33 protein-coding genes and 1 pseudogene are annotated in these 22,464 nt (G+C 47.4%); 1 reads left to right on the top strand and 33 read right to left on the bottom strand.

Features of this window, described 5'->3' with window-relative positions; all coding sequences use genetic code 11:
- The 29 genes from C5469_RS20240 to C5469_RS20100 all read right to left on the bottom strand — a co-directional run.
- Positions 1-618, bottom strand: a 618-nt coding sequence (locus C5469_RS20240; protein WP_207629256.1) for a phage tail protein, incomplete at its 3' end; no start/stop codon positions are given.
- An 11-nt stretch (positions 619-629) separates the two neighbouring features.
- Positions 630-1,286, bottom strand: a complete 657-nt coding sequence (locus C5469_RS20235) for a baseplate wedge 1 family protein (RefSeq protein ID WP_166310263.1) — start codon at positions 1,284-1,286, stop codon at positions 630-632.
- 2 nt (positions 1,287-1,288) lie between these two features.
- Positions 1,289-2,476: a baseplate J/gp47 family protein gene (locus C5469_RS20230; RefSeq protein ID WP_339414590.1), complete on the bottom strand. Its 1,188-nt coding sequence runs from the start codon at positions 2,474-2,476 to the stop codon at positions 1,289-1,291.
- Positions 2,473-2,826, bottom strand: coding sequence for a contractile injection system sheath initiator (locus tag C5469_RS20225; RefSeq protein ID WP_166310259.1), 354 nt, complete (start codon positions 2,824-2,826; stop codon positions 2,473-2,475). Before C5469_RS20225 ends, C5469_RS20230 begins: the two co-directional genes overlap by 4 nt.
- Complete coding sequence (locus C5469_RS20220; protein ID WP_166310257.1) at positions 2,823-3,581, bottom strand: phage baseplate assembly protein V; 759 nt, start codon at positions 3,579-3,581, stop codon at positions 2,823-2,825. The genes C5469_RS20225 and C5469_RS20220 overlap by 4 nt, the downstream gene beginning before the upstream one ends.
- 69 nt (positions 3,582-3,650) lie before the next feature.
- Positions 3,651-4,193 carry a hypothetical protein gene (locus C5469_RS20215; protein WP_166310255.1) on the bottom strand — a complete coding sequence of 181 codons (543 nt, stop codon included), beginning with the start codon at positions 4,191-4,193 and terminating at the stop codon, positions 3,651-3,653.
- Positions 4,186-4,617: a hypothetical protein gene (locus tag C5469_RS20210; RefSeq protein WP_036839512.1), complete on the bottom strand. Its 432-nt coding sequence runs from the start codon at positions 4,615-4,617 to the stop codon at positions 4,186-4,188. Before C5469_RS20210 ends, C5469_RS20215 begins: the two co-directional genes overlap by 8 nt.
- A 49-nt stretch (positions 4,618-4,666) precedes the next feature.
- Positions 4,667-4,987, bottom strand: a complete 321-nt coding sequence (locus C5469_RS20205) for a hypothetical protein (protein ID WP_207629258.1) — start codon at positions 4,985-4,987, stop codon at positions 4,667-4,669.
- Positions 4,988-5,022: 35 nt separating this feature from the next.
- Positions 5,023-6,123: a baseplate hub protein gene (locus C5469_RS20200; RefSeq protein WP_036839514.1), complete on the bottom strand. Its 1,101-nt coding sequence runs from the start codon at positions 6,121-6,123 to the stop codon at positions 5,023-5,025.
- Between the two features lie 9 nt (positions 6,124-6,132).
- A complete protein-coding gene (locus C5469_RS20195; protein WP_036839516.1) occupies positions 6,133-6,438 on the bottom strand; it encodes a phage baseplate plug family protein in 306 nt (101 codons plus the stop codon).
- Positions 6,438-7,052, bottom strand: a complete 615-nt coding sequence (locus C5469_RS20190; RefSeq protein WP_036839518.1) for a phage baseplate protein — start codon at positions 7,050-7,052, stop codon at positions 6,438-6,440. The genes C5469_RS20195 and C5469_RS20190 overlap by 1 nt, the downstream gene beginning before the upstream one ends.
- On the bottom strand, positions 7,052-9,055 hold the full coding sequence (locus C5469_RS20185) for a lytic transglycosylase catalytic (protein WP_166310253.1): 2,004 nt from the start codon (positions 9,053-9,055) through the stop codon (positions 7,052-7,054). The genes C5469_RS20190 and C5469_RS20185 overlap by 1 nt, the downstream gene beginning before the upstream one ends.
- Positions 9,045-9,197 (bottom strand): DUF6889 family protein, encoded by a 153-nt coding sequence (locus tag C5469_RS20180; RefSeq protein ID WP_023043385.1) that lies wholly within the window; start codon positions 9,195-9,197, stop codon positions 9,045-9,047. Before C5469_RS20180 ends, C5469_RS20185 begins: the two co-directional genes overlap by 11 nt.
- Positions 9,198-9,232: 35 nt before the next feature.
- The gene (locus tag C5469_RS20175) at positions 9,233-9,658 is read right to left on the bottom strand and encodes a phage tail assembly chaperone (RefSeq protein WP_166310251.1); all 426 of its coding nucleotides are present in this window, start codon (positions 9,656-9,658) and stop codon (positions 9,233-9,235) included.
- A 2-nt stretch (positions 9,659-9,660) separates the two neighbouring features.
- Positions 9,661-10,101: a phage structural protein gene (locus tag C5469_RS20170; RefSeq protein WP_166310249.1), complete on the bottom strand. Its 441-nt coding sequence runs from the start codon at positions 10,099-10,101 to the stop codon at positions 9,661-9,663.
- A 9-nt stretch (positions 10,102-10,110) separates the two neighbouring features.
- On the bottom strand, positions 10,111-11,574 hold the full coding sequence (locus C5469_RS20165; protein WP_207629254.1) for a DUF3383 domain-containing protein: 1,464 nt from the start codon (positions 11,572-11,574) through the stop codon (positions 10,111-10,113).
- Positions 11,575-11,577: 3 nt separating this feature from the next.
- Positions 11,578-12,138 carry a phage neck terminator protein gene (locus C5469_RS20160; RefSeq protein ID WP_166310265.1) on the bottom strand — a complete coding sequence of 187 codons (561 nt, stop codon included), beginning with the start codon at positions 12,136-12,138 and terminating at the stop codon, positions 11,578-11,580.
- Entirely contained in the window at positions 12,116-12,502 is a 387-nt protein-coding gene (locus C5469_RS20155) for a head-tail adaptor (RefSeq protein ID WP_166310247.1), read from the bottom strand. Before C5469_RS20155 ends, C5469_RS20160 begins: the two co-directional genes overlap by 23 nt.
- Positions 12,489-13,007 (bottom strand): hypothetical protein, encoded by a 519-nt coding sequence (locus C5469_RS20150; protein WP_166310245.1) that lies wholly within the window; start codon positions 13,005-13,007, stop codon positions 12,489-12,491. The genes C5469_RS20155 and C5469_RS20150 overlap by 14 nt, the downstream gene beginning before the upstream one ends.
- Entirely contained in the window at positions 13,004-13,414 is a 411-nt protein-coding gene (locus C5469_RS20145) for a DUF4054 domain-containing protein (protein ID WP_023045947.1), read from the bottom strand. The genes C5469_RS20150 and C5469_RS20145 overlap by 4 nt, the downstream gene beginning before the upstream one ends.
- Complete coding sequence (locus tag C5469_RS20140; protein ID WP_166310243.1) at positions 13,383-13,598, bottom strand: STY1053 family phage-associated protein; 216 nt, start codon at positions 13,596-13,598, stop codon at positions 13,383-13,385. Before C5469_RS20140 ends, C5469_RS20145 begins: the two co-directional genes overlap by 32 nt.
- 35 nt (positions 13,599-13,633) lie before the next feature.
- Positions 13,634-14,581: a DUF2184 domain-containing protein gene (locus tag C5469_RS20135; protein WP_166310241.1), complete on the bottom strand. Its 948-nt coding sequence runs from the start codon at positions 14,579-14,581 to the stop codon at positions 13,634-13,636.
- Positions 14,582-14,589: 8 nt separating this feature from the next.
- On the bottom strand, positions 14,590-15,087 hold the full coding sequence (locus C5469_RS20130) for a structural cement protein Gp24 (RefSeq protein ID WP_023044718.1): 498 nt from the start codon (positions 15,085-15,087) through the stop codon (positions 14,590-14,592).
- An 11-nt stretch (positions 15,088-15,098) separates the two neighbouring features.
- Positions 15,099-16,355 carry a DUF2213 domain-containing protein gene (locus C5469_RS20125; RefSeq protein ID WP_166310240.1) on the bottom strand — a complete coding sequence of 419 codons (1,257 nt, stop codon included), beginning with the start codon at positions 16,353-16,355 and terminating at the stop codon, positions 15,099-15,101.
- Between the two features lie 46 nt (positions 16,356-16,401).
- Positions 16,402-16,935 carry a phage head morphogenesis protein gene (locus tag C5469_RS20120; protein WP_166310239.1) on the bottom strand — a complete coding sequence of 178 codons (534 nt, stop codon included), beginning with the start codon at positions 16,933-16,935 and terminating at the stop codon, positions 16,402-16,404.
- Positions 16,936-17,011: 76 nt separating this feature from the next.
- A complete protein-coding gene (locus tag C5469_RS20115; protein ID WP_166310238.1) occupies positions 17,012-18,481 on the bottom strand; it encodes a DUF1073 domain-containing protein in 1,470 nt (489 codons plus the stop codon).
- 217 nt (positions 18,482-18,698) lie between these two features.
- Entirely contained in the window at positions 18,699-20,219 is a 1,521-nt protein-coding gene (gene terL / locus C5469_RS20110) for a phage terminase large subunit (protein ID WP_166310237.1), read from the bottom strand.
- Positions 20,173-20,829 carry a terminase small subunit gene (locus tag C5469_RS20105; RefSeq protein ID WP_166310235.1) on the bottom strand — a complete coding sequence of 219 codons (657 nt, stop codon included), beginning with the start codon at positions 20,827-20,829 and terminating at the stop codon, positions 20,173-20,175. The genes terL and C5469_RS20105 overlap by 47 nt, the downstream gene beginning before the upstream one ends.
- A 12-nt stretch (positions 20,830-20,841) precedes the next feature.
- A complete protein-coding gene (locus tag C5469_RS20100; protein ID WP_166310233.1) occupies positions 20,842-21,018 on the bottom strand; it encodes a hypothetical protein in 177 nt (58 codons plus the stop codon).
- A 173-nt stretch (positions 21,019-21,191) separates the two neighbouring features.
- On the opposite strand from C5469_RS20100, the gene ghoS reads away from it, so the two are divergent.
- Positions 21,192-21,476 carry a type V toxin-antitoxin system endoribonuclease antitoxin GhoS gene (gene ghoS / locus C5469_RS20095; RefSeq protein WP_036841069.1) on the top strand — a complete coding sequence of 95 codons (285 nt, stop codon included), beginning with the start codon at positions 21,192-21,194 and terminating at the stop codon, positions 21,474-21,476.
- On the opposite strand, the gene C5469_RS20090 is transcribed toward ghoS, so the two are convergent.
- From C5469_RS20090 to C5469_RS20075, 4 genes and pseudogenes are all read right to left on the bottom strand, one after another.
- On the bottom strand, positions 21,473-21,694 hold the full coding sequence (locus tag C5469_RS20090) for a hypothetical protein (RefSeq protein ID WP_166310231.1): 222 nt from the start codon (positions 21,692-21,694) through the stop codon (positions 21,473-21,475). The genes ghoS and C5469_RS20090 overlap by 4 nt on opposite strands.
- Before the next feature lie 128 nt (positions 21,695-21,822).
- Positions 21,823-22,008: a hypothetical protein gene (locus C5469_RS20085; RefSeq protein ID WP_036838631.1), complete on the bottom strand. Its 186-nt coding sequence runs from the start codon at positions 22,006-22,008 to the stop codon at positions 21,823-21,825.
- A 49-nt stretch (positions 22,009-22,057) separates the two neighbouring features.
- A complete protein-coding gene (locus tag C5469_RS20080) occupies positions 22,058-22,273 on the bottom strand; it encodes a hypothetical protein (RefSeq protein WP_166310229.1) in 216 nt (71 codons plus the stop codon).
- A pseudogene (locus C5469_RS20075) lies at positions 22,251-22,464 on the bottom strand (Rha family transcriptional regulator); the annotation flags it as partial. The pseudogene C5469_RS20075 and the gene C5469_RS20080, both read right to left, overlap by 23 nt.

Here is a 22,464-nt window from a genome sequence, read left to right as displayed (position 1 = left end):
ACTATATACCCGAATACCGGGTGCTTCATACACACCCTTACCGGAAATATATCCAGTGGCATCCACATACCCGTTTACAATACCACCAGATTTTGGATACGCATTATTCGCCTTATTCACCGTTTCCACTAAACCCAAGTTTTTCACAAACGCATTCTTGTCTGGGATATCCGCGCCGTTTTGGGATTTTGATAACTTGGTGTTGGCGTTATTGTTTGCCGTATTTGCTAAGTCATAAGCGTATTTTACGGCCCTAGGAGTAGCAGCAAGCCTTTCACTGGTGCTATCTGTAGCGTTACTTAATTGTATTATGCCTTTTTCTGTGAGTGTGGCGTCACGGACTTCCGGCAGGGCATTTTTAATTGCTAATGCCAAATTACTTTTCAGAGCGTCGATATTCCCATTATCCAGAACATCATTGCCAGATTCTTTTGCGATAAAATCAGCAAGAATATGCGTAATAATAGATGATTGCCGCCAGGCTTTATTTAATTCGCGGGACTTTGCAACGCCCGCACTAAACCCATTTACTCTCGCTGCTAACGCTGCGTACTCGTCATTTGACAATACGTTAGCGCCTTCGGCCATACCAAAGGTTAGAAATTCATTCTTAGCCATTTATTTTACTCTTAATTTAATAGAATGGACCAACAACCAGTATCAAAACCGGCAATATATTTACTGTCTGAATCAAATCCGAAAATAACTCCTCTATTTTCTGAATTGGTATAATTATTAACTCTGACTGCTCCGGGTTTAATATTTAAATATCCTTGCTGAATAACCGCTTTAACAACTTCTGGCACGACACCGCCAGTAACATAAACATCCATCGTCATGTCTTGGTTATCAACGAAAAATATTAATACAGATTCGTCGGGAATTACTCCCTGATAAATCTCAGCTAGCATTTCATTCGTACCATCCCAGTGATTCGCTCGAATTTTTGTGCGCAATATGGTTCGGTAAGTTTCATCATCAAGCTCTGTAAAGCCGGAATCAGAGTCATATTGCCGTTTCCAGCTCCCTTCATCTAGCCCCACGCCTTCCGTATCGAGCGCAAAATACACCCCGACAATCGGCGTTTTGACATACCGAGATATGCCAATCCACTCTCCTACTGCGTCTAGTTGAACCCCAACCGCCTCATCAATTGAGAATTGGGTATTCAAAAAACCTGCAACAGTAGCAATATTAGATAGTGGCCGGGTAATGAAATCGATGTGAGTAACAAATTTATTTGCCGTTCTATGCTGAGGGGTAATCAGTGATAAATAATCTCTCATCGTCACCTCGCGATTAGCTTAATATGCTCTGGCTTACATGTAACCGCTTCATCAAATACAACAATTAAATTGCTCGGTGATACCTCATCCTCTGACCTGCCTATTTGAATTTCAAAAATGTCATAAGTTAAACCCTCTTCATCATGTAAATTAGCGGGAGAAAATAAACGGCTTAAATAAACGTTATCACCAATTAACTGAGCATCGATATAACTTGCGATTGCTGCACGAATTCTATCGCCTACCAGCGTTGTATATCCCTCAAATGCCGTCAAGGTTATCTCAACGAATACCGGCACGTCTTTCGGGCGTGAAAAGTGAATCGGGTGCAGAATGCCATAGCTATCGGCTATCTTAATTTCAGTATCGCCAAAGGTTCCTGCTCCCGGTCCTTTCTTTGTCTCTATGGTCTTCGCTATCAGTTTCGCATCACCACCATCAACTATCATTGCAATCGAATGCGGCGGAATGCCGTTGTTGTCCGTCACATTAGTGTCATTCTCAAACCCACGCCGACGAACGACACCCGGTATCAAGCTGATGGCGCCCTGAATTCCGTCTAACACAGTCCGAGATGGCAGCGCTACAGATTTACGTTGCCGTTCTCGCAAGGCGGCATCCAATTCGATGGGCTGGCCTGTAGCTGCTGCGGCTAAATTAGTTACGCTTTGCCAGCCCTGCGTCGGGGTTCCGATGATAGTAACGTCTCCCGGCAATGCGGTTATCTTACCTTTAGTCTGACAAGTCGCTGTTGCTATTACGTACCCATGCAGACCTATCGAAACCGTATCAGGAAGAGTCCAGGCATAACCTTGTTTGTCTCGCACAATGCCATTTTTTACCGTAGTACCGACAGCACCAATTAATTTGACATCAACAGTTGAATAAGTAGAAGTATGCCGCGCTATCCCATTGATTTTGACGTTGTTAGACAGCGCTGCGCCGGTTGCTGTTGCCGGACTAAACGAGTTATAAGCCGCTATGACGGCATTATTCGCATCGTGTATTGCTAACGCGTAAATTGCTAGCATCTGCCCGTCTTTGCTATCGGGTTCCAAGTAAGCATCGGTACCGTATATCTGACGAGCAAATTCCGTAATTTTATTCAGAATGGTCTGGTAATCAGGCGCACTGATGCCTGAAGCTGTCACAGTTGCGGCCAGCCTTAACGTATCTAGATTTAACATTATGCCTCGCTTGTTACCGTGATTTGTCCGTAGAGGGTGTCAATAGTGGCGGTGAATGTGAGGCGGCGTGTCGTGCCGTCATTGCGTGTATCGAAAGAAATGATGGATTTAACACCTTTGGTTTTTAGGATACGGTCCCGAACAGCAAGGATATAAACATCAGATCGCTGTTTTCCGAGCACTGACTGAACATAGGGTGTACCCTCTTTCATATCTAGAAACCAATCCCCACGCCATAGTGCAAGCCGGGTTTTTACTGCCAGCGCAACGGCTTCGGGCGAATTCGTCAGAAACGTATTATCCCCCTGTCCGAAACTGTAATCGCCGTTCTCGTCTTCACGTCGATATCTCACTGGGGACCTCCCGTCTTGCTGCCGCCCGATTGCACGCCACTATGGACATGGTTTTTCAGGCTTATGCCACCCGCTATCACATCATTATTCACGGTGACCGGACCTTGCATCGTTGCCGTTCCGCCACCCGCACCCATCCCCTGCGATAAGTTGCCGTTAATGGTGACGTTACCGTTCAGGGTGATTTCAGGTGAGGTGATTTCAGTACCGCCATTGGCAGTTGCAATAAGTTTTGCAGGTGTAACAACCGTGACATTATGACTGCCGGGATCGAGTTCGATATACGCTGCGCCATCATCACTTCTCAACTGAGCGGTGTTTGTGCTGATGCCCGATATTCTCTTTGACTGTGATTGCGGTCCAACAATAGCAAAGGCATCAGATAAATCATGTTGCCGCTGGTCTGCCGGTTCTTGTACGCCACCAGATTGCCACCAGAAATCAATGCAGCGATCAGCAAATATAACCAGGCATTCATCACCCGCTTTTACCGGGAACGTTAACGTCACACCTCCGCCTCTTGGAAATATAACAGGTACATCGACTAACAACGGCAAGGATACCGAGGTAGCTTTCCCCTCAGGATCAGCAATACCACTTTTAATTGCAGGCTGAACAACACACGTTGCCGCCTCAGCATTAAACGATTGGATGATACCCGGCATGGCAACTCTAAGCTGAGAAGAGAGAGCATGATTTATGGCTTTCAGCGTTTCTGATAAATCGCCGGTTCTGGATTCAGTTGATACTGGCATGGGGGAAACTCCATAAAAAAAACCGCAGTTAAGCGGCTTAATTGTTAGATGGCAAATAGGTTTAAATGGTTATTTCTTAAGGTAGAGATTAAGTAAAAACATGATGATAGGCATGGCAATTGAGAATACCAGTATACTTAGAAACCAAACCTTAGTGCCGTCTATCCGTTTGTCTACACTGCTAATTTTTTCAGATAACGATAGTTCAACTGATTGAACTTTATTGCTTAACGTGGATTCAACCGATTGAATTTTGTTGTTCAACGATGATTCAACTGACTGAATCCTATTGTTTAATGATAATTCAGTGGATTGAATCTTCCCCAGCAAGGAGGGTTCCATTTCTGCTATCTTTTTAGCTGTTGCAGATATATCTTTTTTCGCGTCCCTGAAATCCAATTTAATCTCGTCTATAGACTTTTTGATATGCTCAACATCAGACTCAAGTCTCGCAACACGAGCTTCCAACATGCCATCACCTCCACCGTTTCCGCCACCCTGTTTGAATGATGAACCATTATCAAGTGAATGTCTACTTGATGGCGTATCGGTATATGACCACCGGCCATCAGAAAATCGCATGCCATCAATGACAGAATCTTCACTACCCATTATGCGCCTCCGATGAAACCATTCTAAAGCGGGCTTCTGATTTATGAATAGTCTCGTCAGGCGTATCAGCGCGAGCTATAGAACATTTTATTACATAAATCCCAGCATTTATCACCCTAATCGAAACCGAAGCACTCAAAAAACCCGGCACGTCTGTTGGTTCTGCATCGGGATCATTAGCGGTTACTGATACCTTTGCGGGTATATCTTCTGTCCGACCATGTAGAATTGTTGTGCCGTTGCTGTCAGTAATATCGATAGAAATTAGATAGTCTTTAGATTGGTGAAGCCCAACAAAAGCGGCAGCAATAATGATTTTCGTTTCAACGGGCAACGCTGGACATCGAAAATTAAGGATCGGCTCTTCCCTATCTCTGGCATCTTTTGTAGCGGGAAAAATGAAAGCTATTTTCTCTGAACTCATTCAGACCTCTTGTGTGTTCTTGCCGCTGTTTCACAGCTGATACATCGGATTAATCCGCCACTTTCTTACACGGAAACGAGCCGATGATCTTCGGTGCGTCCATCGCGTTTTGTAATAGTTGAACATTCAACCACGCTTTGCCGTTCCGTTTGATAAACTGGAAGCCGTACATGTTACCGTCGCGGGCAGGCATGAGACCCATGTCTGTTTTTATCTGATCCCAGTCATTTTTTTCTTTCAGAAATTTAATTTTCTGAGACGTAACTTTTTCACCGTTTACTCTCGTCCAGCCATCACTACCCGCATGGAGCGTATACCCACCACATTGCAGGTCAGCTAAAGCTGAACCACTTATCAAAAGCCCAAGCATAACCGCTAACTGGCTTATCTTTACAAAACAATGTCTCATGAATAAACCCTTTGTTGTGCAGAAGCAGAATATAAATCCGCAGCCCCACGCGCCTCACACATCATTTCTTGGTACCATGCATTGCCGCGAGTATCACCAGTATACATAATGCCCCTGACGATATATACACCGTCAGTAGCTATACTCGCTGGAGGATTAGACACGCCGCTGACGTAAAGGTTCCCGTTATCATTTTTTTCTACGAGTTTACCTTCCCGTTGTTGTTTATTATCTTTTTGCTGCTCATCACCTGATTTGTTTATAGCGTCATTAGGCAGCACTGTTCTATATACCGAGCCTTCATCTAACTGAATTAACCCATTTACCCGGATATTCGGATTAATTAAGCACTTCACGTTAACGCCCGCGCCAATGGTCTGTTGCGGCATACCAATTAATCCTGTCCGGCTGTTTAACACCACAACATTATGCACGGCCATTTCATCCGTCAGCATTTCGACTTTACCGTCCACAAATTGCCATTTGGCCTTACATTGCTGCGCGATATTGTCTAATACATATCGCGTCTTTTCGAAAAACATTTTTCCGCGAGGAAAGACAGTATCCGGCATTTTGGGTTTAGCTCCCGCAGTGATACCGTAAGGTTCCAGGCTTCGCAAAGCAAGGTTATAGACATCATTCAGAGTATACCCTGCCGCCAGGGTTTGATTGGTGAAAGCATTAATAAAGGCTTCGTTACCGTCACACGCCTGAATTTGAGTGTAGGTATCAGTGGGATTATCACGACCCGTCATCGTATAGCGAATATCTCCGCTAAAGATCTCCCCGTAATTTTTGCCGTCACGCTGTCCAGTGGTTCCCGGCTCAACGGTGCGGGCTTTACCGACTTCGCTTTCAGGAACGGTTGGGGTTATTCCGTCATACCCAACGATAATTTTTATCTTCGAAAACTCGCTACCCAGTATCCGATTGCTGGTATCTTTTGACAGATTGTAAATCTTTAACGTTGCAACGCGCGGATTACTAATAGTGAACCACTCAATATTAAAGGTCACTTTAAAATCTGACAGAACTATCCCTTTCCCCTGATCGTCTACTAGCATTAATTCAAAATGACGTAACCAATTCTGACTCATATTTTTACCTTATGGTTGTACAAAATATAAATGGCTGGATAACCCAAGATTTGTGTCTGTCGGGTATTCCGCGCTGTCTGCATCACTGGCAATAACTAACATGCCGTTAATACCAAGATAAGGATATTGTTCAAGCAGGTTCACACCCGGTATGAGTGGTGCCCCCACCAGCAGATCCACCCCCGATTTATCCTGGATATCCATCACCCAACCCGCAGCATCCCGGTAAATCAGGCGCATCTTGATATCGGTATTTCCCAGCTTAATTGCAAAAAATTGATTGTTCGCCGTGAGCGGAATTTCTGATACTTGCATCAGCCGCCTCCTTTTATATAACTTTTAAATGCATTAACGGCGCCTTCTTTTATTTCTGATAAAGCAGACTCATTGACCGGCTTTAATGTTTTTGTGCCTGAGTTCTCAACCGCTGATGTGTTTACACCGGTTTTCATGACCTCTTTTTCCGCGACCTGTACTTTTTGAGTTGATGTAATAATCACTTCACGTAACGTCAACGTACATAACAGCACGTTCTCACTATGCCGGTCCGTAGTGACTTCAATCGCTTTAATCAGCATGTTTTCGTAAGTGCGCTTGCCGGTAATGACATTAAAGGGCTCTCGTAACTCTTGAAGGTTGAGGATCTTCTGATAGGTCTCTTTCGGGCTTAAGCCCATGCTCAAGCCAATCTTTGACGTATCAACAAAATCGAGAAGCGAACCCCCACCAGCGAAACCCAGCTCCATCACAATTTCAGAGGGTTTTTTGTAGGCATGGTCGCTGACCGCAGCGCCGATTTCGACAGGGTGCTCTGTGATTTCAAGCGCGTCTGTGTGCTTTTCAGCAATAACGACGCTCGGCACAAGCAACATGCTTTCAGTGCCAAACGACCGGGTTTGTTGCTGAAAAATCGCTGATAAAATATCCATTAGCTCACCTGTTGTATTAACCGTGCGTTCACCCCATTTTGCCGACTCGCGATTTCATTCGCCGTGGCTTTCGCATCCGTTGCGCCATGAACGGTAATGTTCGTTGTTTGCTGAACGCCACCACTCCCGGCAATTGCCGCCTTGCTGATAAGTTCACTGTTGTATGGGTTACGACCATTTTCGCGCTGGATGATGCCGTTCATCAGCGCGGTTAACATTTGTGGGTCCCGTAAATTTAATTGGGCGTTCGGATCAACACCCAGCAACTTAGATATAACAGCAATGTAGTCTTCGGTATCATTTTCCTCCGGTGGCGCGTATTTCGTGATAATGCCGCGTATCGTTGTCAGTCCACGCGAGGCATACAACGTTAACTGTCGTGAGAGCGCTCGCAAACCGTCAAACGCCGTTTCAAATCGGGCAAAACGTCCACCGGGGCTCTCCAGTGCAGCGCCTCGTTGCTTCGCAAAATTCAAGTTGCCGGGGTTGTTGTTGCGTAAGCCCCTCTCCTTGTATTCAGGCGCAGGGGGTGGAGTCGGTGCACCGGGCATACCAGGGATATCTGCCGTGACCGGATTTGGCAAGCCTCCCTGATGTTTGCTAGCCCAGTCATTGTTTATACCTAACCATTGACCAAAGTCCCCGATCCCCCTTTTAATTTGCCGGGTGTTATAGTCCCACGACGTCGCTGCACTTTGTTTGATATTGTCCCAATCACTGTACAGATATCCACCGTATGCCACCAGCCCCAAGAGTGGAGCGAGACGAGCCATCAAGGGGGTTAGTGCAGCAGAAACCTTGGCGAATCCAGCGAGCATCTTCACAGCCCAGGTAGTTGCAACGACGCCACCCAGAATTAGGAAAGCATTTTTCCAGCCGCCGATACCGTCAACACCTTTCTTGATCCATTTCCCTATTGTTTTGAAGGCATCCACCGCGCGGTCGATATCTTTTTCCCATTTGCTCCAGTCGATTAGACTCTTACCACCTTCTTTCCAGGTCTTGTAGTCGTCGTAAAGCAGAAGAAGCGCACCAATTAACACGGTGATCATGCCGATGGGTGACATCAGGAACGCGCTGTTCAGAAGACGCCACGCGACAACAATCGCGCCGAACATGGCAATCAGCATCTTGCTACTTTCATCCAGTCCTTTCCACCAGCCGATAATTTCCCCGACGCCCTGTACGACTCGGTAAACCATGCGACTAAAGACATCAGCAAACCATAAGATGCCTTTGATGATCTTTGTGAGTGTGGCTTCAATTTTTGGGAAGTTATCAAGTATCTTCTGACGTAACGAGTCGAAGGAACCTGCTAAACCACCAGCCAAATTTGCGCCAATTTTATCTCGGAGGATACCCAATAACGCGTTAAAGCCATGTAGTGCGGTAGTGAATTTATTGGCTTGCTGCGCGGCTTTGTCAGCATTGAACCCGGTTTTCTGCAACATCATCTGATAATCGGCAGTGAAACTGGCTAACCCACGGCGCATCGCCATGAGTGTATTTTCATCAATACCGAGCATCTGAGCGTACTGATTAGCCCGATAATACGGCATACTACTCAGTTTCTGGCCGACACTCGCAAGTATACTGGCAGCATCACGCATCTGCCCCGACGAATCGCGAGTTTGCACCCCGAGCCGATTAAGCCACCCTTCCGCACCGGGATTATTACGCATAAACCGCGCCATATTTTCCAGTGCGCCTTGTGCGGCTTCTGCACTTCCGCCCATCTGTGAAACGGCATAACTGAGCGCTTTGATGCCGGCGACTGTTGCCCCGGTACGTTGCGACTGCCAGTAAAGCTTATCAAGACCATTCGCGATTTTAGTGGTAAAACCGACAATAGTCAGTGCTGCCCCTTCAACCGCGGTACCCAGCTTAAGCACGTTGGCAGTGACGCCTTTCACCACAGCGTCAAATTTACCCCGGCCTTTCTCGTCTACATCAAACCCCAGACTGATAAGGAAGTCTTTAATTGTGTCAACATTACCGCTCATTTGCCTCTCTCCAGCGTGCTATGCGGGCCTCGTTATCGGCTTTTAAATCCAGCCAGTCGTTCATGCGGGCGATATCCGCCAGGTCAACGGTGCCGCTTAAGAGATCAGGATATTGGATATATCCGGCATCGACGGGGCGCATAAGATAATCTTCCCCATCAGGCAGAGTATCGAGTGTTAAGCCGCTGGCGGGATTGGCGTCTCTTGTGCGGGGAGTGCGTGCAAAAAATTTCCCAAAGAGTCCCCGATCACTCTCGCGACAAGTTGCAACAAGGTTGGCAAGTCAATGTCATCGAAATGCAATACCCCTTGTGAAAACACCGCGGTCCATCCTTTGCCGTGCTGACGCGATACCACTGATAAGCATGGATAGAGGATCGCATTGCAATCTTCGTCACTTAAATCAGAAACGGCTTGTGCAATCTTAGGCAGCGCCTTCTCTAAAGCGCCTTCCATATTATTGCCTTGCGCCATTGTCTGTACCGCACGAATATCAGACACCAGCCCAGCCAGAACGGGCAATAACTTACGTGACACTTTCAACTGATCGAAGACGTTCAGCTTTGCCGTACGGTATTGAATATTATTGATTTCAAATTCCATCGTTAGAACTCCCCTAACACTTGATCTATCTTGATACAGTCAAATGCCCAGGCAACGGTTCCACCGTCTTTAGCGTTGGTATAATCGGGTTGTTTCTGGAAAGCACCGCCCCGCGCTGTTGTCACCTCCCCGGATACCCGGTTACGTATCAGAAAGACATTATTCCCCCAGGTTCCTGACGATTGCGATTGCGCGTTATACGCCAGTGACAACTTTTTATTGGTCGGTGAAGTTTTCAGTAAAGTCACTGTGAGGGTGCCTGATTTGCCCGCGTGCAATGAATGCATCCCCTCACCATCGGCCCCAATGGTCATGGTGTTTTTGGCTTCGGTCATCGTGACCGTGATACCCTCTTCTGACGTCGCTGAACCATAGCCGAGATCAATAACCCCGGTCGGCCCTGTCATTGATGCCGAAACATCCATAAATGAATAAGTAGCCATGTTTACCCCTTAACGAACCACATTAATAATGACATCAGCATAATGAACAGCCCCCGCTAATTTGATGGCGCACTGGATAACCGGTGCTTTCCGGGCTTCCCTGTCAGCTTGTGCCTGTGTCGCAATGGGCGGCGCATAGACGTAATAGCCTTTAGTTAAGGTATCGCCCGGTTGGATTTGTCCAATGTTCCCACCGTTCCAAACTCCAGGGGCCACCAGCCCATTAGTAACAGCCTGACCAAGTGATTGCTCAACATTGGTCAGTAAGCGCGTAACGCCTGCGTCAGTTTGCGGGATCTTGCTGGTGCTGGTGTAAAGTAGGTTATAAAGATTGTTCTGAACGTAGTTCTGTAACCAGTCCAGGCCGTGGCGCTCGTCAATGAAATCCCCGTTCGCCATAACACCTTCCTGAATAATGGCGGTGTCATTGTTGTATTTAACAAAGACATTGCCGTTTTTCTTCTTCAGGGCGTTGGCCTGGGTTGCTGTCAGGCTTTCCGCCGTCACAGCCGGTTCCTGTTTAAATTTCAGGGTAATGGTGGTGTTATTGCCATTGAAATTGACGGTAAACATTCGCCCCATCAGAGAAGCCACGGTATACGGTTTACCCGATGAGTATTGCCAGAGGGTACGCTGATAGTTTCCGTCTTTCAGTTGTGATCCGATATCGGTATCAACATCAGCCTCCAATACCGCTGTTTTCTGTGCGGTATGTCCATAAATACGGGAAACGGATGCGGATTCGATATAGTCGGCCACAGACAAAATATCTTTATCCGTCAGCGTGTCATCAGCGATAACTAATCCGTACCAACCGCTGGACACCGCTCCCAATGTTGCCACCGCCTCAGCAATGGTTTCTGCTTTGGCCGGCTCGATAGCCGTAGCGCCAGCGACTTGATCCAGTTTTAACAGGTCACCGATATAAGTCCCTGCACTGGCTGATGAAACATAACCCACCGTACCCGATGTCTGTAACGTCACAACAAACCGTGAGGTATCCCACGTCACTGTGCAATCTTTCAGCTTTTCCGCTATCCGCTGGGCAACACCATTCAGATTGGTCTCTTTACTCAAATCAATGCCGCTGTATACCGCTTCTTTACCGTTAATCGTTAACTTAAAAGATCCATCTGTGATAGCCGTAAAGTTGCTGATGGCTTGCTGTTGCTTCGTCAGTATCGCGCCCCTTAAGACAGCGAGCGCCTGATCTTTTACCCATCGGCCAATATACAGATCAACCGGGCGCGGTGACTGGGAATAATAAAGTGCCGCAGCCTGGTACTCTGGTGTATCCAGCCCAAAATCAGCCCCGACGCCATCGATATCGGAATACAAGCGTAAACGCTCATGGGTATCAATCACATTGCTGGCACCCACTATTAATAAGGAACCAAAGTTTCGGGATTGCGCGGCACGCGGGGCCATGTTTATCGTGACATTGACGATATTTGAAACAGGTAAACCCTGCATAATTTAATCTCCAAAGAATTTAACTGGCGCTTCCACCAGCGATTTAACACCGTATTCACGCACGACTTTCCGCCGCAGGGTGATCGTCATGTCATAACGACGCACCCATTGATTGTTGATGAGTTCAGGCGCAGCAAAAATACGACCGTAGTGGCTCAGTGATAGACCGAAACGCCCTAATTCGTCGTTGTTCTGACTGAGGGTGATCCCGTCCCGGAATTGCGTGCAATGGTGCTGCCCTGCCGGGCCATAAAATGAAACCAGACATTCGATTTTCTCATGTCGCCATAATTCGGTACTTTCATCCGTCTGATTAACGAAAGCGGGCGTATCATCGGAAATCATCGACACGATACCGAACGCGCACCAGTCAGCATCATTACTGGGAAAGACGCGCGTTTCGTCATTCGGTTGCCATTTCGGGAACATCATTTTCCCCGGTAAACCACTTACTGCACTTATCCAGCGCGATAACTTTCGTTCCACCTCGCGGTCATAGACCGGTGCCGATACCGGGGTGAGCCAGCCGGGTTGGGTGCTATCACTCAATGGGTATCCCTCCATCAAACGGTAACAGCTCACAATGGGCTTGAACAAAACCGGCGCCATAAGCCGTATAAGGATCAACCGATTTAACCAGATAATCCCGGTTTTGATATGTCACCACATCGCCCGTTTTATCCGTTTCCCCGGATATCAGCCGTTCTGTGGTGATGATCAGGATATTACCGCTGACGACTTGCCCGGACATTCTTATCTGGGCCTCAAGAGCACTATCAACGGTCACTACCCCGGCAAAACCTTTTGTCGTTTTTTCAGAAGTCGCGAACCCATCATCATCTACCATGACCTTACGCCGGGTATATTTCAGTGTCGTATCGCAAAAATCGGGATCAAATAAAATATCAGTCACATCAAGAAGTGGCATTTTTATCCCTCACAACATAGTTGATAGAGCGCAACAGATAGCCGTGGGCGTACAGCGGCTTATCGCCGGGGATACCCTGATCACGTCGATTCTGAATGGTCTTTTCTGATAAGGGGTGAAGCCTGTCGCCGTCACCGATGACTTTCTTGGCAGCATCGCGAGCAATTTGTCCTGCTTTTTCCAGTTCACGGATAGCGGCATCTTGCTTACCCTCCAACGCCAGCTCTGCCGCGGCTTTCAGGTGTGCCGTGGTGACCTCACGTGAATCCTCTATTCCTACATCAAGGAAAGGGCGCGGCGGAAGTGTGACCGTTTGTCCGTTAAGCTCTACCTCGGCCCCAGTAGACTGTAGATAGCCAATTTCCGCATTGTTCAGAGTTTCCCCGTCTTCACGTGTGGCATTTTCGGCCGGGATACCCACCAGCACATCCATACCTGACAGCTTTTTGAGGGATTCCAGTATGGCAGCCGCATTGTCAGCTTTGATTGTCAGACCGCTTTTCATAACAGTTGCCTCCCACCAGCCCCGAACATGGACCACCACCAAAAGAACTCTCTTCCGTATGCCGTGTTATTCCAGAATCCGGCATCGGGGTTGATAATCCCTGACGTGTCGTAACTCATTGAAACTTTGTCTACGGATTTCGACGTCAATACGCCGCCACCCGCAGTGCTTACGCTGCCACTGATAGCCACACCCGTGATAGCTTTCCCTCTCAATTCAACGTAATGTGCTGTGAAGAGTTCAGCCAGATAGACGAACTGGTCACCGTGTACGTTTTGATCGAGCAGACTATCAGCCTGGCTAAGATAGAAATTGATTGCGGCGTCTGGGTAGCGGGTCTTGTCGCAAAACTCAGGACAGTCGGTGCGGAATTGATCAACTGTCGGAAGAAGACTGTTTTTTGCCATTGCCGGCCCTCCCCTTTTTGTCGTCCTGTTCCTCTATAGGATTGTCCAACGCTTGCGCATAGGAGGTGAAAGCCCAGTGTTCTGCAACATCATCAGTGTACTCGTGGACACCCGGCGAAAGCACTACCTCGCGGCCATCAGGAAAACTTAGCGTAACACTACCTGTAACCATATATCGTTTCATATCAACCTCAGTAAGCGGGACTAACCCGCCATTAATCAAGATACAGGGATGTCCAGATAAGCGATGGTGTTCGCATATGGCACTTCGACTTGTCCCAGACGCCCGTAGTAAGTTGTCAACTGATACAAACCGCGAGGCTCTAGAGGCGTGCTCAACAGAGGAACAAGAGGGAAGCGGATATATTTCTCTTCTTGGGTGTACGCTACGATACGATGGGCACCACGTGCACCGCGCTTAGAAGCCCATTTCATGGAGACAATTTCCAGCGGCTCCCCGTTTTCCTGAAAAGCAATCGTGTTGATCTTGATATACTCCAGTACAGAGATATTGCCCGCTTCTGAAACCTTCTTGCTCACTAACAGACCGAACAGCTCCGGCGCTAAACCGATTTTGCGCGGGCATACCGCGTAACCTGACGCCAGCCAGGCGTCCGTCAGCAAAATATTGATATCCGCAACAATATCATCCGGGGACGTTGCTTTCGTCCACGCCGCAGCCGCCGCGCGAGGAGTTACTTGATGCAAATTAAGCAACCCGGTCATTTCTAGCTCGGCGTCACCGATATACACTTGCTCGTCGACGTCCATATTCCATTTCAATTGCATGGCGTCGTATTTTTGAGTGTCAATTGGACGCCCCACCTGTTGAGCCGATGCCAGCTCTGGTAGCGTCCAGCCAATTTCCATACCCCACAAAGTCAATGGCTGTGGCGTTTTCTCAATGTTCAGGCTGATACCGGCAACGGCAGTCGAGTTCTTGCCAATCCAGTTTTTCCCGTTCGGGTTAACCCCGCCCATTGCTGCCAAGTCAGTGTTAGTGAAAGAGGAAACCTCATCCGCGATAGACACATCGGAACGGAGCGACATGTCGCGGTTCCATTTGAAAGAGACCAGAGGCAAATTAAGCGTCTGGTCAATGCGCTCTAATTCCCCGGCAAGAAACACACCGGTAGAGTCTCTTGTCGCTTTATCAATAGTAAACATAGTGTTCCTTAAATGTTGTATGCGATTTCGATATGGCCTGATGCATCACCCGGCCCCATCACTTTAGCTGCCGGTAATTCCGGTGTATTTTCAGCGGTCTTATCAGGCGTAATAAGAAACGATCCCAATGGACTGTCTGCCGTTGCGCCCTTCACGCGAACGTAGACTTTTCCGCCTTTCTTTGCGCTTTCTGCGCCTTTTACAGCGACTGCGATATAGCCACGTTTTAGGATGTCGCCAGTCGTGCCCGCTTTTATTCCAAGGTGCGCCATGTCGGATTGGGCTTGAATGGGATAAGGGCGAACCAGAATGCCCACAATGAGATCAGCGGAATCGCCATCGCCTAGCGGTACAAACTTATCGCCGTGGTATTTACCCGCCAGCCCGTATTGTCCGAATACCTTGGTTTGGTCAAGAATGACGGGTTCTGTGGTCAAATCGCGCAAACGAGTGACCGTCCCGTTAAAGCCAAGCGGCATACGGGTTAAATAGGATGTTCCTGCCATGTGTGATTACCTTATTTGTTGCGTTTCCAGAAATCGGCGTAAACTTTGTTCAGTTCTGCCGGAGTGCGAGCGACAGCCTGAGCATGATCGCCTGTACGTGTTGGAATGGGTTGGATATGGTTTTTTGCTTTATTAACCGCGACTGCCCCGTTGAAAACAGCATCGACCGTGGCTTTCGGTGCCTTGGAATAATCCGAAATGCCGAACGATTTCAGATAAGAGCTATCGCCAGTACGTACAGCATGATTAAGAACTTGACGCTTGAGGGACTTATCCCCTGTGGGTTTGAATCCCGGACAAATGATTTCCGCGTCAGCAATGATATTGCGACGGTAGGCAGCATCACCCGTCACTTTCGCGTCTTCCTCTTCGTCATCAGGGTTACTGTCCGCCGTTTTTCCCTCTAACGTATCTAAACGCGTTGATATTGAGTCCATGAATTTTTGAGCCCATTCTGGCACGTCGTTATCCTCTGTCTTTTTTTCAGGGTTGTCGGGCTTGTCATCAACCGTGGTGCGCTCCGCGGGCGGTAATGCGGTTGCCTGAGAAGGTACATTGATGTTGATTGTCGCGCCCGGAATAGCGGCCATCCCCTCCGATGGAAGGTCCGGTGCTTCATCGATGAGTTTCGCTAACGTGTCATCGTCTCTTGTTTTAACGGCTGTCGCCAACTTTTTAAGCCATGACATAACCGGCTTCTCCTTCTTGAACTTGAAATTTGGGGCTGAATCCCCGATTGCGCAACGGGAACCCGCCCGACCCTTTTTAACAATGGCAAGGTGGTTTCCTGTGATTTGGTATTGCTTGCCCTTACCGGGCGCTATCTGCTTGTATTGCGTATCGTAGCCGCAACTGACATCGGTCATTCCAGCATTCACTGCATCAATAGCCTCTTTGCGCTTGATGAGCATGTCAGCCACCAGCAAATCCGACTTATCGCCAGTGCCGCGCCGGACGTTTTGGATGTGCCCGTGAGCCAGTTCTGAGAAGTTGGACGGATTGACAAAAACAATGTTGCCTTCTTCATCTTCCGGGTGATCGAGCGTAACGGCCACCCCTTCAAAACTTGCCATTGTTTCCGGTGAAAAAACCTCATCCTCAGTCCGGTATACTGTGACAAGCCCACTAGCATCGGGCTGTAAGTCAACTTCTTCAGGCAAATAGGTTTGCGTACCCGTGCGGGCTATTGGTACGTCTTTACACAACAACGAGCCATCGGCTTGTAGATAGCGTGTTTCACCAAGCTTCGTCGTAAAAAAATATTTCATGGGTTACCTGCTTTCAGGTATTAAAAAAGCCGCTATTTGCGACCTGTTATTCTCTCGGTGGGGGTATATGAACTTCCGGCCAACATTTACAATTAGGTAGACATCCTGCGTGCCCTGTCATCCCATCAAGTGTGGGCGGATCTTCCCAGCGCACAAATTTATCTTTCATCTTCCTGTGTGAGGGTCGCGTGCCTGCGCCTTCAATACGCCACCAATAACCTTCTGAGCCGACTGATAACGCGCGAGCCTGTGTAAGGGCCATTGTCGCGCGGCCAATTTCAGTCCGTGCTATCATCCTTGCCCGACTCGCGGCCACATTCCCGGATTCAATAATCATCTGATAGAGTTCGTCCGGTCGCTCACCGTTGATAACGGCCTGAATCGCGCGGTCTTGAATTTCCCGTACACGTTCAGCAGCTTCAAGCGGTAGTGACTTCATCAGTTGGATTTGTCGATAAACAATATCTTGAGCTACTTGTCCAACCGGGGTGTTTCCAACCACATCCCGTAAGCCTGCCGAAATCTCTTGCGACACGGAACGCCACTGGCGCCATTCTTCACCCTCCACTTGAAGGAACATTTTATGTGCAACGGATGCAATCCAATCATCAATAACATACGAGTAATCGATAAGATGACCAGAGATGGCATCAGCGCTAGCCTGAGAACCATCGTAAGAGCCAGTGATGATTTGATTTATTTGGCTGACTATCGCCTGTAGGCTTTTGCGATACTGGATTTCCGAACGTCGGCGGAGGGCCGGTTTCAGATTCAGACTCCTCCCAGATTGCTTTTGCGCTTTCAATGTCTTCATCTGTGATTGAACCCCCAATGCCGATCACATCCGCCATGTTGCGTAAGTCCGTCATTGCTGCATGCACTGGCAGAATTTGCCGATCTACTAATGTGCCAATTGCAGACGCTACATTGTTCGCCATCGTTGCTCTGTCTGTGTCCGACATTTCCCATAATTTATTAAACTCAAACGTAAAATCGGTAGGCAATGGCGAACCAAATAGCGACCGATGTGAGATATCAAGCAGCCATCTCAACGGACGGCGGAGACGTCTTTCTTGAAGCGTGTTAACCCGGCTATAGTAGTTCTCCAAGTCACCATCACCCGTACTGAAACCCGATGGAGACTGACCAAACAAACGCACAAGGGGTATTCCCGTTGCTCCAGAGACTTGTTCAGCAAAACGCAGGATGACATCTGCAATACCGGCGAACGAATAGCTATGCGTCTGGAAAGTGTCCAGTGCGTCCATTAACGTCATGCCTTCGATGGTCTGGAATTCGCGGATCATATCCATATGCTTCATCAGTGCAGCATATACGGGACTTCCTTCGCCTGTAGCCAATATTTTCCTTAAACCATCAATGCTATACGTCCGCAAATGCGCTTTGTGAATGAGTTGAGTCGTACCTACCGTTGCCGTATCGAACGCCTGAACGCGCTCGAAAATGCGCTCTACCACTGACATCCCCCAGCCGTTTTCTGTTTGAGCTTGCTGAAATGGCAGCGTATCGCCTTCCATTCGTATCACTCGTGAGTGGTGAATCTTCCAGGGCGGAATTCCCTGTTGATTGATCACCACGTTATAGAACTTGGGTTTCCCGAAGTGCGGGCCGTACTCTTTTACTAAGTCACTGTCTGTTGGTTTGACCATCCACCGGTCAAGACATAGCGTGCCCTTGAACTGCCCCTCACCAATCGTCTCAAGGTTGAGAGGCGTTGACATATCCTGCCCATCAATCAGCAGAACTAACAGCGCACCGCCGTAGAGTCGAGACCACGTCAAAGTGTTGTTTAATTCATCCCACAGTCCGATATCTTCCCAGAGCGTTTCGAGCTGACCTTTTGCGTCTGGCTTCATCCGTGAGCTGATAGTAATTCCCTTACGCGTCATATCGTCAGCCATCGCATCGACACCGGCACCAATTAAGAAAGAGCTGCGATAACCAAACTCAATCTGAACTCTGTTGCGGGATATGTAACCGGGTATGTAGGTACCGCCAGTCTGAATGTTCGATGTATACCCACCGAGTTTTGCGGTAAAGTTGTTGTACCCGTCAGCAGTCCTAACGGGCTTTTTCGCGCCGTCACGGCGATTTTTACGGGTCATTGCTCCCTCACTGAAATTTGTTAAAATTTGGCACTTTTTAACATAATGACTCTTAAGTGAACTGAGGGCTTGAGGTTCACTTAAATTTGTTGCCAAGATGGATAAAACCCTCAATCTTCTTTGCTAAATCAGGCGCTTTTATTTGTTACTGAGTTGTTAACAAAAACACCAAAACCATTTCAGGATGATTTTGGTGTGAAACCGTTATTTTCTAGTGTTATCGTCCCAAAACTTCCCATACGCCTAAATCACCGGACTTCATATCAGAAATGGCATCCATCATCGGATCTAACTGGTCATCGTGCGTGTTGAAATCGGGAGTGATAGATTCCATTTCAGTGAGAAAATCATTTATCCATTCCGCTTCTGCCGGGAGATAGATGTATCCAGACTCGATATAACCTTGGACATCCATCAATCGTGTAAACTTGTCTTTATCCCGCTGGATGGGGATTACGGGGCATAGAGCCTCTGTTTGGATTTCCTGGATCAGTCCAGTGCCAGAAGCTTTATCTTCAATCTTCATCGAAATCAAAGAACCGCAATCTTTTCTCGCCTTACATTTCGCCCAAAAAGCGACTGCACGACGTTTAAGCTCTTTCGATTCCCACTTGCCACGGATGAGATCAATCAGGTACATCTTGCCATCTTCACCCAAGCCCCATAGTTCAAAAACAGAGAAGTCATTGGCTTCTTTGATTTTTTGAGCTGTATCGCCATAGACCGTACTCCAACGTATCGGGGGTAAGACTGCGTACTCTTTAAACCACTCGGATTTGATTAAGCCACCGCCTTTTGCTGTAGGGCGTTGCTGATATAAGGCATTCCAGACAAGTGAACCCCGTTGTTTGCATTTATCGACGAAATCCTGTGGCATGCGTTCAGGGAACAGGATTTCACCCGGCTTTCTCAAATTGTACGTTTTGCCGTTCAGCTCGTGGATCTCTTCTTTTTCGGCTTCCATCGGAAAGCTGACCACGCGCCACGACTCGCCGCCTTCTTCAGCCAGTTTAAGAAGTTGCCCCGCCAAGTCATTCTGATGCCAGCGCGTGAGGATAATCACGATGCCGTTTAATTTCGGGTCAGCACGAGTAAAAAAGGTCGTGTCATACCAGTCCATTACCGATTCTTGATAAACCGGTGACGAGGCCGTTTTGTAGTCCTTTGCAGGATCATCAATGATACCGATATTCATCCCTTGCCCGGTGATACCACCGTTTACACCCGCAGCGCGATAAGAACCGCCATGCAATTGACCTTTAGCGTCCAGTACTTCCCACAACTCGGCTGTACGAATGGCACCACCAGCAAGCGTCCTGATGTTCGTTCCATTAAGTCGAGTATTGGGAAACACATCATGGTATTTTTCTGTATCAATAATGCGCTGCGTGTCGCGTGACATGCGATTAGCCAGATCTGACGAATACGAACACGAAATAATGTGCCAATTTGGATGCTTACCTAGCGCGTAAGCTGGCAATCTTCTGGATGCCAATTCACTTTTTCCAGACCGAGGAGGTGCAAATATCATCAGCCTCGGCATCTTGCCGTTCTCAACATCCCTCAGGAACTGATCGAGTTCTAAACATAACAACTCATTGAACCAACCGGTTTCATAGCGCGAATTGGTATAGAGCGTGAAATCCATCAGAGATGTTCTTGCTTGTTCTATAGCCCTACGTCTGTATGCATCAAGAGTCTGTAAGTTTCTCATTGAGCTGACTTGAGCGACGGCCATATCCGAACTCCTTTAGTCTCTCTTCAAGTTGCTCATCCGTTAAGTCAATTTGTATCGGCCCACCATCCGCGCCAGTAACCTCCGTCTTCTTCGGCGCTTCCCAGCCCATCAGTTCAGACAGTTGCTTGATAGCGGCTTTCGGATCATGCAGCTTTAACTTGATGCCGTCTTTGCCCGCAGTCAGTTCTGAGATGGCACTGAGATACATCGGGTCTTGTAATGCTGAGTCTTTGAATTGCCATGACGCTTGAAAGACTGGCTTGCCCTCGTCGTCTTCCCCTATCTGACAGTTGCGAAATTCAGCGATATCGTAGATAGAGACACGGCCCATCGAAGACAATCGCTCTAAGGCTTCCTGACGGCTCATAACGGCATCAGAAACGGCTTCTTGGTTCATTGCGTCGAGAAAGGCTTTGACCTTATCAAAACTCATCATTCTACTTGCTTGGGTGTAAGCTGATTCTCCTTTAGCCTTCCCCCCTGACAGCCTGTAAGCATCTGTTAAGTTCTTACCCTTAAGAATGTGAGTGACAAATTTTTGCTGTAATGGAGTTAGGGCATCGAAAAGAATCTTCTGCTCATCTGTGAGCGTGACTTTCTTTTGTGCCATTCTTTAATTTCCTTACTTCGATAACTCACATGCCATTTTCATGACATGCTCCAATTCTTCATTACTCAGTCCGTGATATCGCTTTAATTTGATAATACTAACCAGCATCTTGGCTTTTTTTTCTGCCAATTCCGCGATATGACGCCGTAGTGATGGCGCAAGATGGGGAGAAATCTGGTGCTCAGGCATATTTACCTCTCTGCTTGTCTCTTTCCCTTAAATAAAAAGGCCGCGTGAGCGACCTGTTATCTGATTACATGCCTGCTTTGATAACCCACTCAGGCGGCGCGGGTTTCCTGCTTTCCACAGTCAAGAAAAATTGATATGTTGGTCATTCCACAGTCAAATCAGGAATAAGAAAAATGGCAAATTTCACCGTTAGAGTTGAATTACATGATGCAAACTCTAAGGATTATGAGAAATTACATGAAAAAATGGAAAATGCTGGGTTTGAGCGCACTATTACCACCACAAGTGGCAAGATCTATCATTTGCCAGATGCGGAATATTCAATCACCAGTGATAAATCCACAGATGAAATTAAGGATCTGGCTCGTGATACAGCAAAGAAAGTAAAATCTAATCCAGCTATTCTTGTCACTAAATCAAGCGGAACCAGAAGATGGTCTGGTTTGGATGAAGGTTAATCCTCGGCTTCAACTTCATCGTCCCCATAGCCTCGCCTTGGGTTCTCTGTCTCAAGAGCAATAAAGCTATCTCTAATATTCCGGGCGATATATTTCGCCCTATCGTTATCGATATAGCGTCGAGATTCCATTTCTATATTTAGTGCATTTATCAGAGCTTCACGGGCTGCGACTTGTGATTCGATTGTTAAATCTTCAAATTTCATTGTTAACCTCACTGAACCCTTTCCAACCCGGAAACAGTTGGAATTAGAATTTCCTGCTAAAAAGTCAGTATCCACCCGCCGGGTGCCCATAAAGAAATCCCTACTATCGAGCACTCTATTAGCAGAATGCTCTGAATGAGTTACTCTTCGTCTGCCGATGAAATCTCACTTTCATCAAACCATGCCTCAGCCGCTCGACCGTCAGATGCCCTATAGATGACTAAATAGTCATTGAGGTTGTTTATATATTCAGCCCGGCCTTTAATCTCACCCACTTCACCGCTGATGTTGATTTTGACAGCTTGCTTTAAATTATATCTGAACATTGTATTTTTCCTGTTTCTGATAGATATCTCATTGATTTTTCCGAGGTCCTCACTTTGGGGACGGCTTACCAGAGCTGTATTTACTCGCCCACGCCTTAGCAATGTGCAAACAATCATCGTACATCTTGCCCTTTCTGCTCGCTGACGAACTGCGACGATAGTGATCGACTGCCTTATCACTTGCCATACCTGCTATAGATGAAGAAAAGCCGAGCTTGGTTAACTCGGCCTGTACGTTCTTCTCAATAAATTGTTCGTGGTTCATGTGTAACCTCTTTTGCGCCTCCCCCAACCAAACCGAGAGCTATCTGACTAATATCATTGATCATCCTTTCAGCTTTATTGAGAGTAACCAGGTCATCTTGTCGCTTTCTTAGTCTGCGACCTGCATCAGATGAATCTTCATCAGACGCCCTTTTTGCCAGAACAAGCATGTCTTGCAGTTGCTGGATGGTA

It is taken from the genome of Photorhabdus cinerea (assembly GCF_011189575.1).
Taxonomy (GTDB): domain Bacteria; phylum Pseudomonadota; class Gammaproteobacteria; order Enterobacterales; family Enterobacteriaceae; genus Photorhabdus; species Photorhabdus cinerea.
The sequence above is the reverse complement of the archived record's forward strand: the minus strand, read 5'-3'. Positions and strand labels throughout refer to the sequence as shown.

Coding starts and splice junctions, on each gene's coding strand:
- C5469_RS20145 (WP_023045947.1), bottom strand. CDS start 13,414: ATGGCAAAAAACAGTCTTCTTCCGACAGTTGATCAATTCCGCACCGAC.
- C5469_RS20140 (WP_166310243.1), bottom strand. CDS start 13,598: ATGAAACGATATATGGTTACAGGTAGTGTTACGCTAAGTTTTCCTGAT.
- C5469_RS20180 (WP_023043385.1), bottom strand. CDS start 9,197: ATGCGCCCCGTCGATGCCGGATATATCCAATATCCTGATCTCTTAAGC.
- C5469_RS20085 (WP_036838631.1), bottom strand. CDS start 22,008: ATGTTCAGATATAATTTAAAGCAAGCTGTCAAAATCAACATCAGCGGT.
- C5469_RS20115 (WP_166310238.1), bottom strand. CDS start 18,481: ATGACCCGTAAAAATCGCCGTGACGGCGCGAAAAAGCCCGTTAGGACT.
- C5469_RS20100 (WP_166310233.1), bottom strand. CDS start 21,018: ATGCCTGAGCACCAGATTTCTCCCCATCTTGCGCCATCACTACGGCGT.
- C5469_RS20105 (WP_166310235.1), bottom strand. CDS start 20,829: ATGGCACAAAAGAAAGTCACGCTCACAGATGAGCAGAAGATTCTTTTC.
- C5469_RS20215 (WP_166310255.1), bottom strand. CDS start 4,193: ATGGGTAGTGAAGATTCTGTCATTGATGGCATGCGATTTTCTGATGGC.
- C5469_RS20185 (WP_166310253.1), bottom strand. CDS start 9,055: ATGAGCGGTAATGTTGACACAATTAAAGACTTCCTTATCAGTCTGGGG.
- C5469_RS20165 (WP_207629254.1), bottom strand. CDS start 11,574: ATGCAGGGTTTACCTGTTTCAAATATCGTCAATGTCACGATAAACATG.
- C5469_RS20195 (WP_036839516.1), bottom strand. CDS start 6,438: ATGCAAGTATCAGAAATTCCGCTCACGGCGAACAATCAATTTTTTGCA.
- C5469_RS20160 (WP_166310265.1), bottom strand. CDS start 12,138: ATGGAGGGATACCCATTGAGTGATAGCACCCAACCCGGCTGGCTCACC.
- C5469_RS20220 (WP_166310257.1), bottom strand. CDS start 3,581: ATGCCAGTATCAACTGAATCCAGAACCGGCGATTTATCAGAAACGCTG.
- C5469_RS20175 (WP_166310251.1), bottom strand. CDS start 9,658: ATGGAATTTGAAATCAATAATATTCAATACCGTACGGCAAAGCTGAAC.
- terL (WP_166310237.1), bottom strand. CDS start 20,219: ATGGCCGTCGCTCAAGTCAGCTCAATGAGAAACTTACAGACTCTTGAT.
- C5469_RS20130 (WP_023044718.1), bottom strand. CDS start 15,087: ATGGCAGGAACATCCTATTTAACCCGTATGCCGCTTGGCTTTAACGGG.
- C5469_RS20200 (WP_036839514.1), bottom strand. CDS start 6,123: ATGAGTCAGAATTGGTTACGTCATTTTGAATTAATGCTAGTAGACGAT.
- C5469_RS20150 (WP_166310245.1), bottom strand. CDS start 13,007: ATGAAAAGCGGTCTGACAATCAAAGCTGACAATGCGGCTGCCATACTG.
- C5469_RS20205 (WP_207629258.1), bottom strand. CDS start 4,987: ATGCTTGGGCTTTTGATAAGTGGTTCAGCTTTAGCTGACCTGCAATGT.
- C5469_RS20190 (WP_036839518.1), bottom strand. CDS start 7,052: ATGGATATTTTATCAGCGATTTTTCAGCAACAAACCCGGTCGTTTGGC.
- C5469_RS20170 (WP_166310249.1), bottom strand. CDS start 10,101: ATGGCTACTTATTCATTTATGGATGTTTCGGCATCAATGACAGGGCCG.
- C5469_RS20120 (WP_166310239.1), bottom strand. CDS start 16,935: ATGTTCCTTCAAGTGGAGGGTGAAGAATGGCGCCAGTGGCGTTCCGTG.
- C5469_RS20125 (WP_166310240.1), bottom strand. CDS start 16,355: ATGAAATATTTTTTTACGACGAAGCTTGGTGAAACACGCTATCTACAA.
- C5469_RS20235 (WP_166310263.1), bottom strand. CDS start 1,286: ATGAGAGATTATTTATCACTGATTACCCCTCAGCATAGAACGGCAAAT.
- C5469_RS20080 (WP_166310229.1), bottom strand. CDS start 22,273: ATGAACCACGAACAATTTATTGAGAAGAACGTACAGGCCGAGTTAACC.
- C5469_RS20210 (WP_036839512.1), bottom strand. CDS start 4,617: ATGAGTTCAGAGAAAATAGCTTTCATTTTTCCCGCTACAAAAGATGCC.
- ghoS (WP_036841069.1), top strand. CDS start 21,192: ATGGCAAATTTCACCGTTAGAGTTGAATTACATGATGCAAACTCTAAG.
- C5469_RS20135 (WP_166310241.1), bottom strand. CDS start 14,581: ATGTTTACTATTGATAAAGCGACAAGAGACTCTACCGGTGTGTTTCTT.
- C5469_RS20155 (WP_166310247.1), bottom strand. CDS start 12,502: ATGCCACTTCTTGATGTGACTGATATTTTATTTGATCCCGATTTTTGC.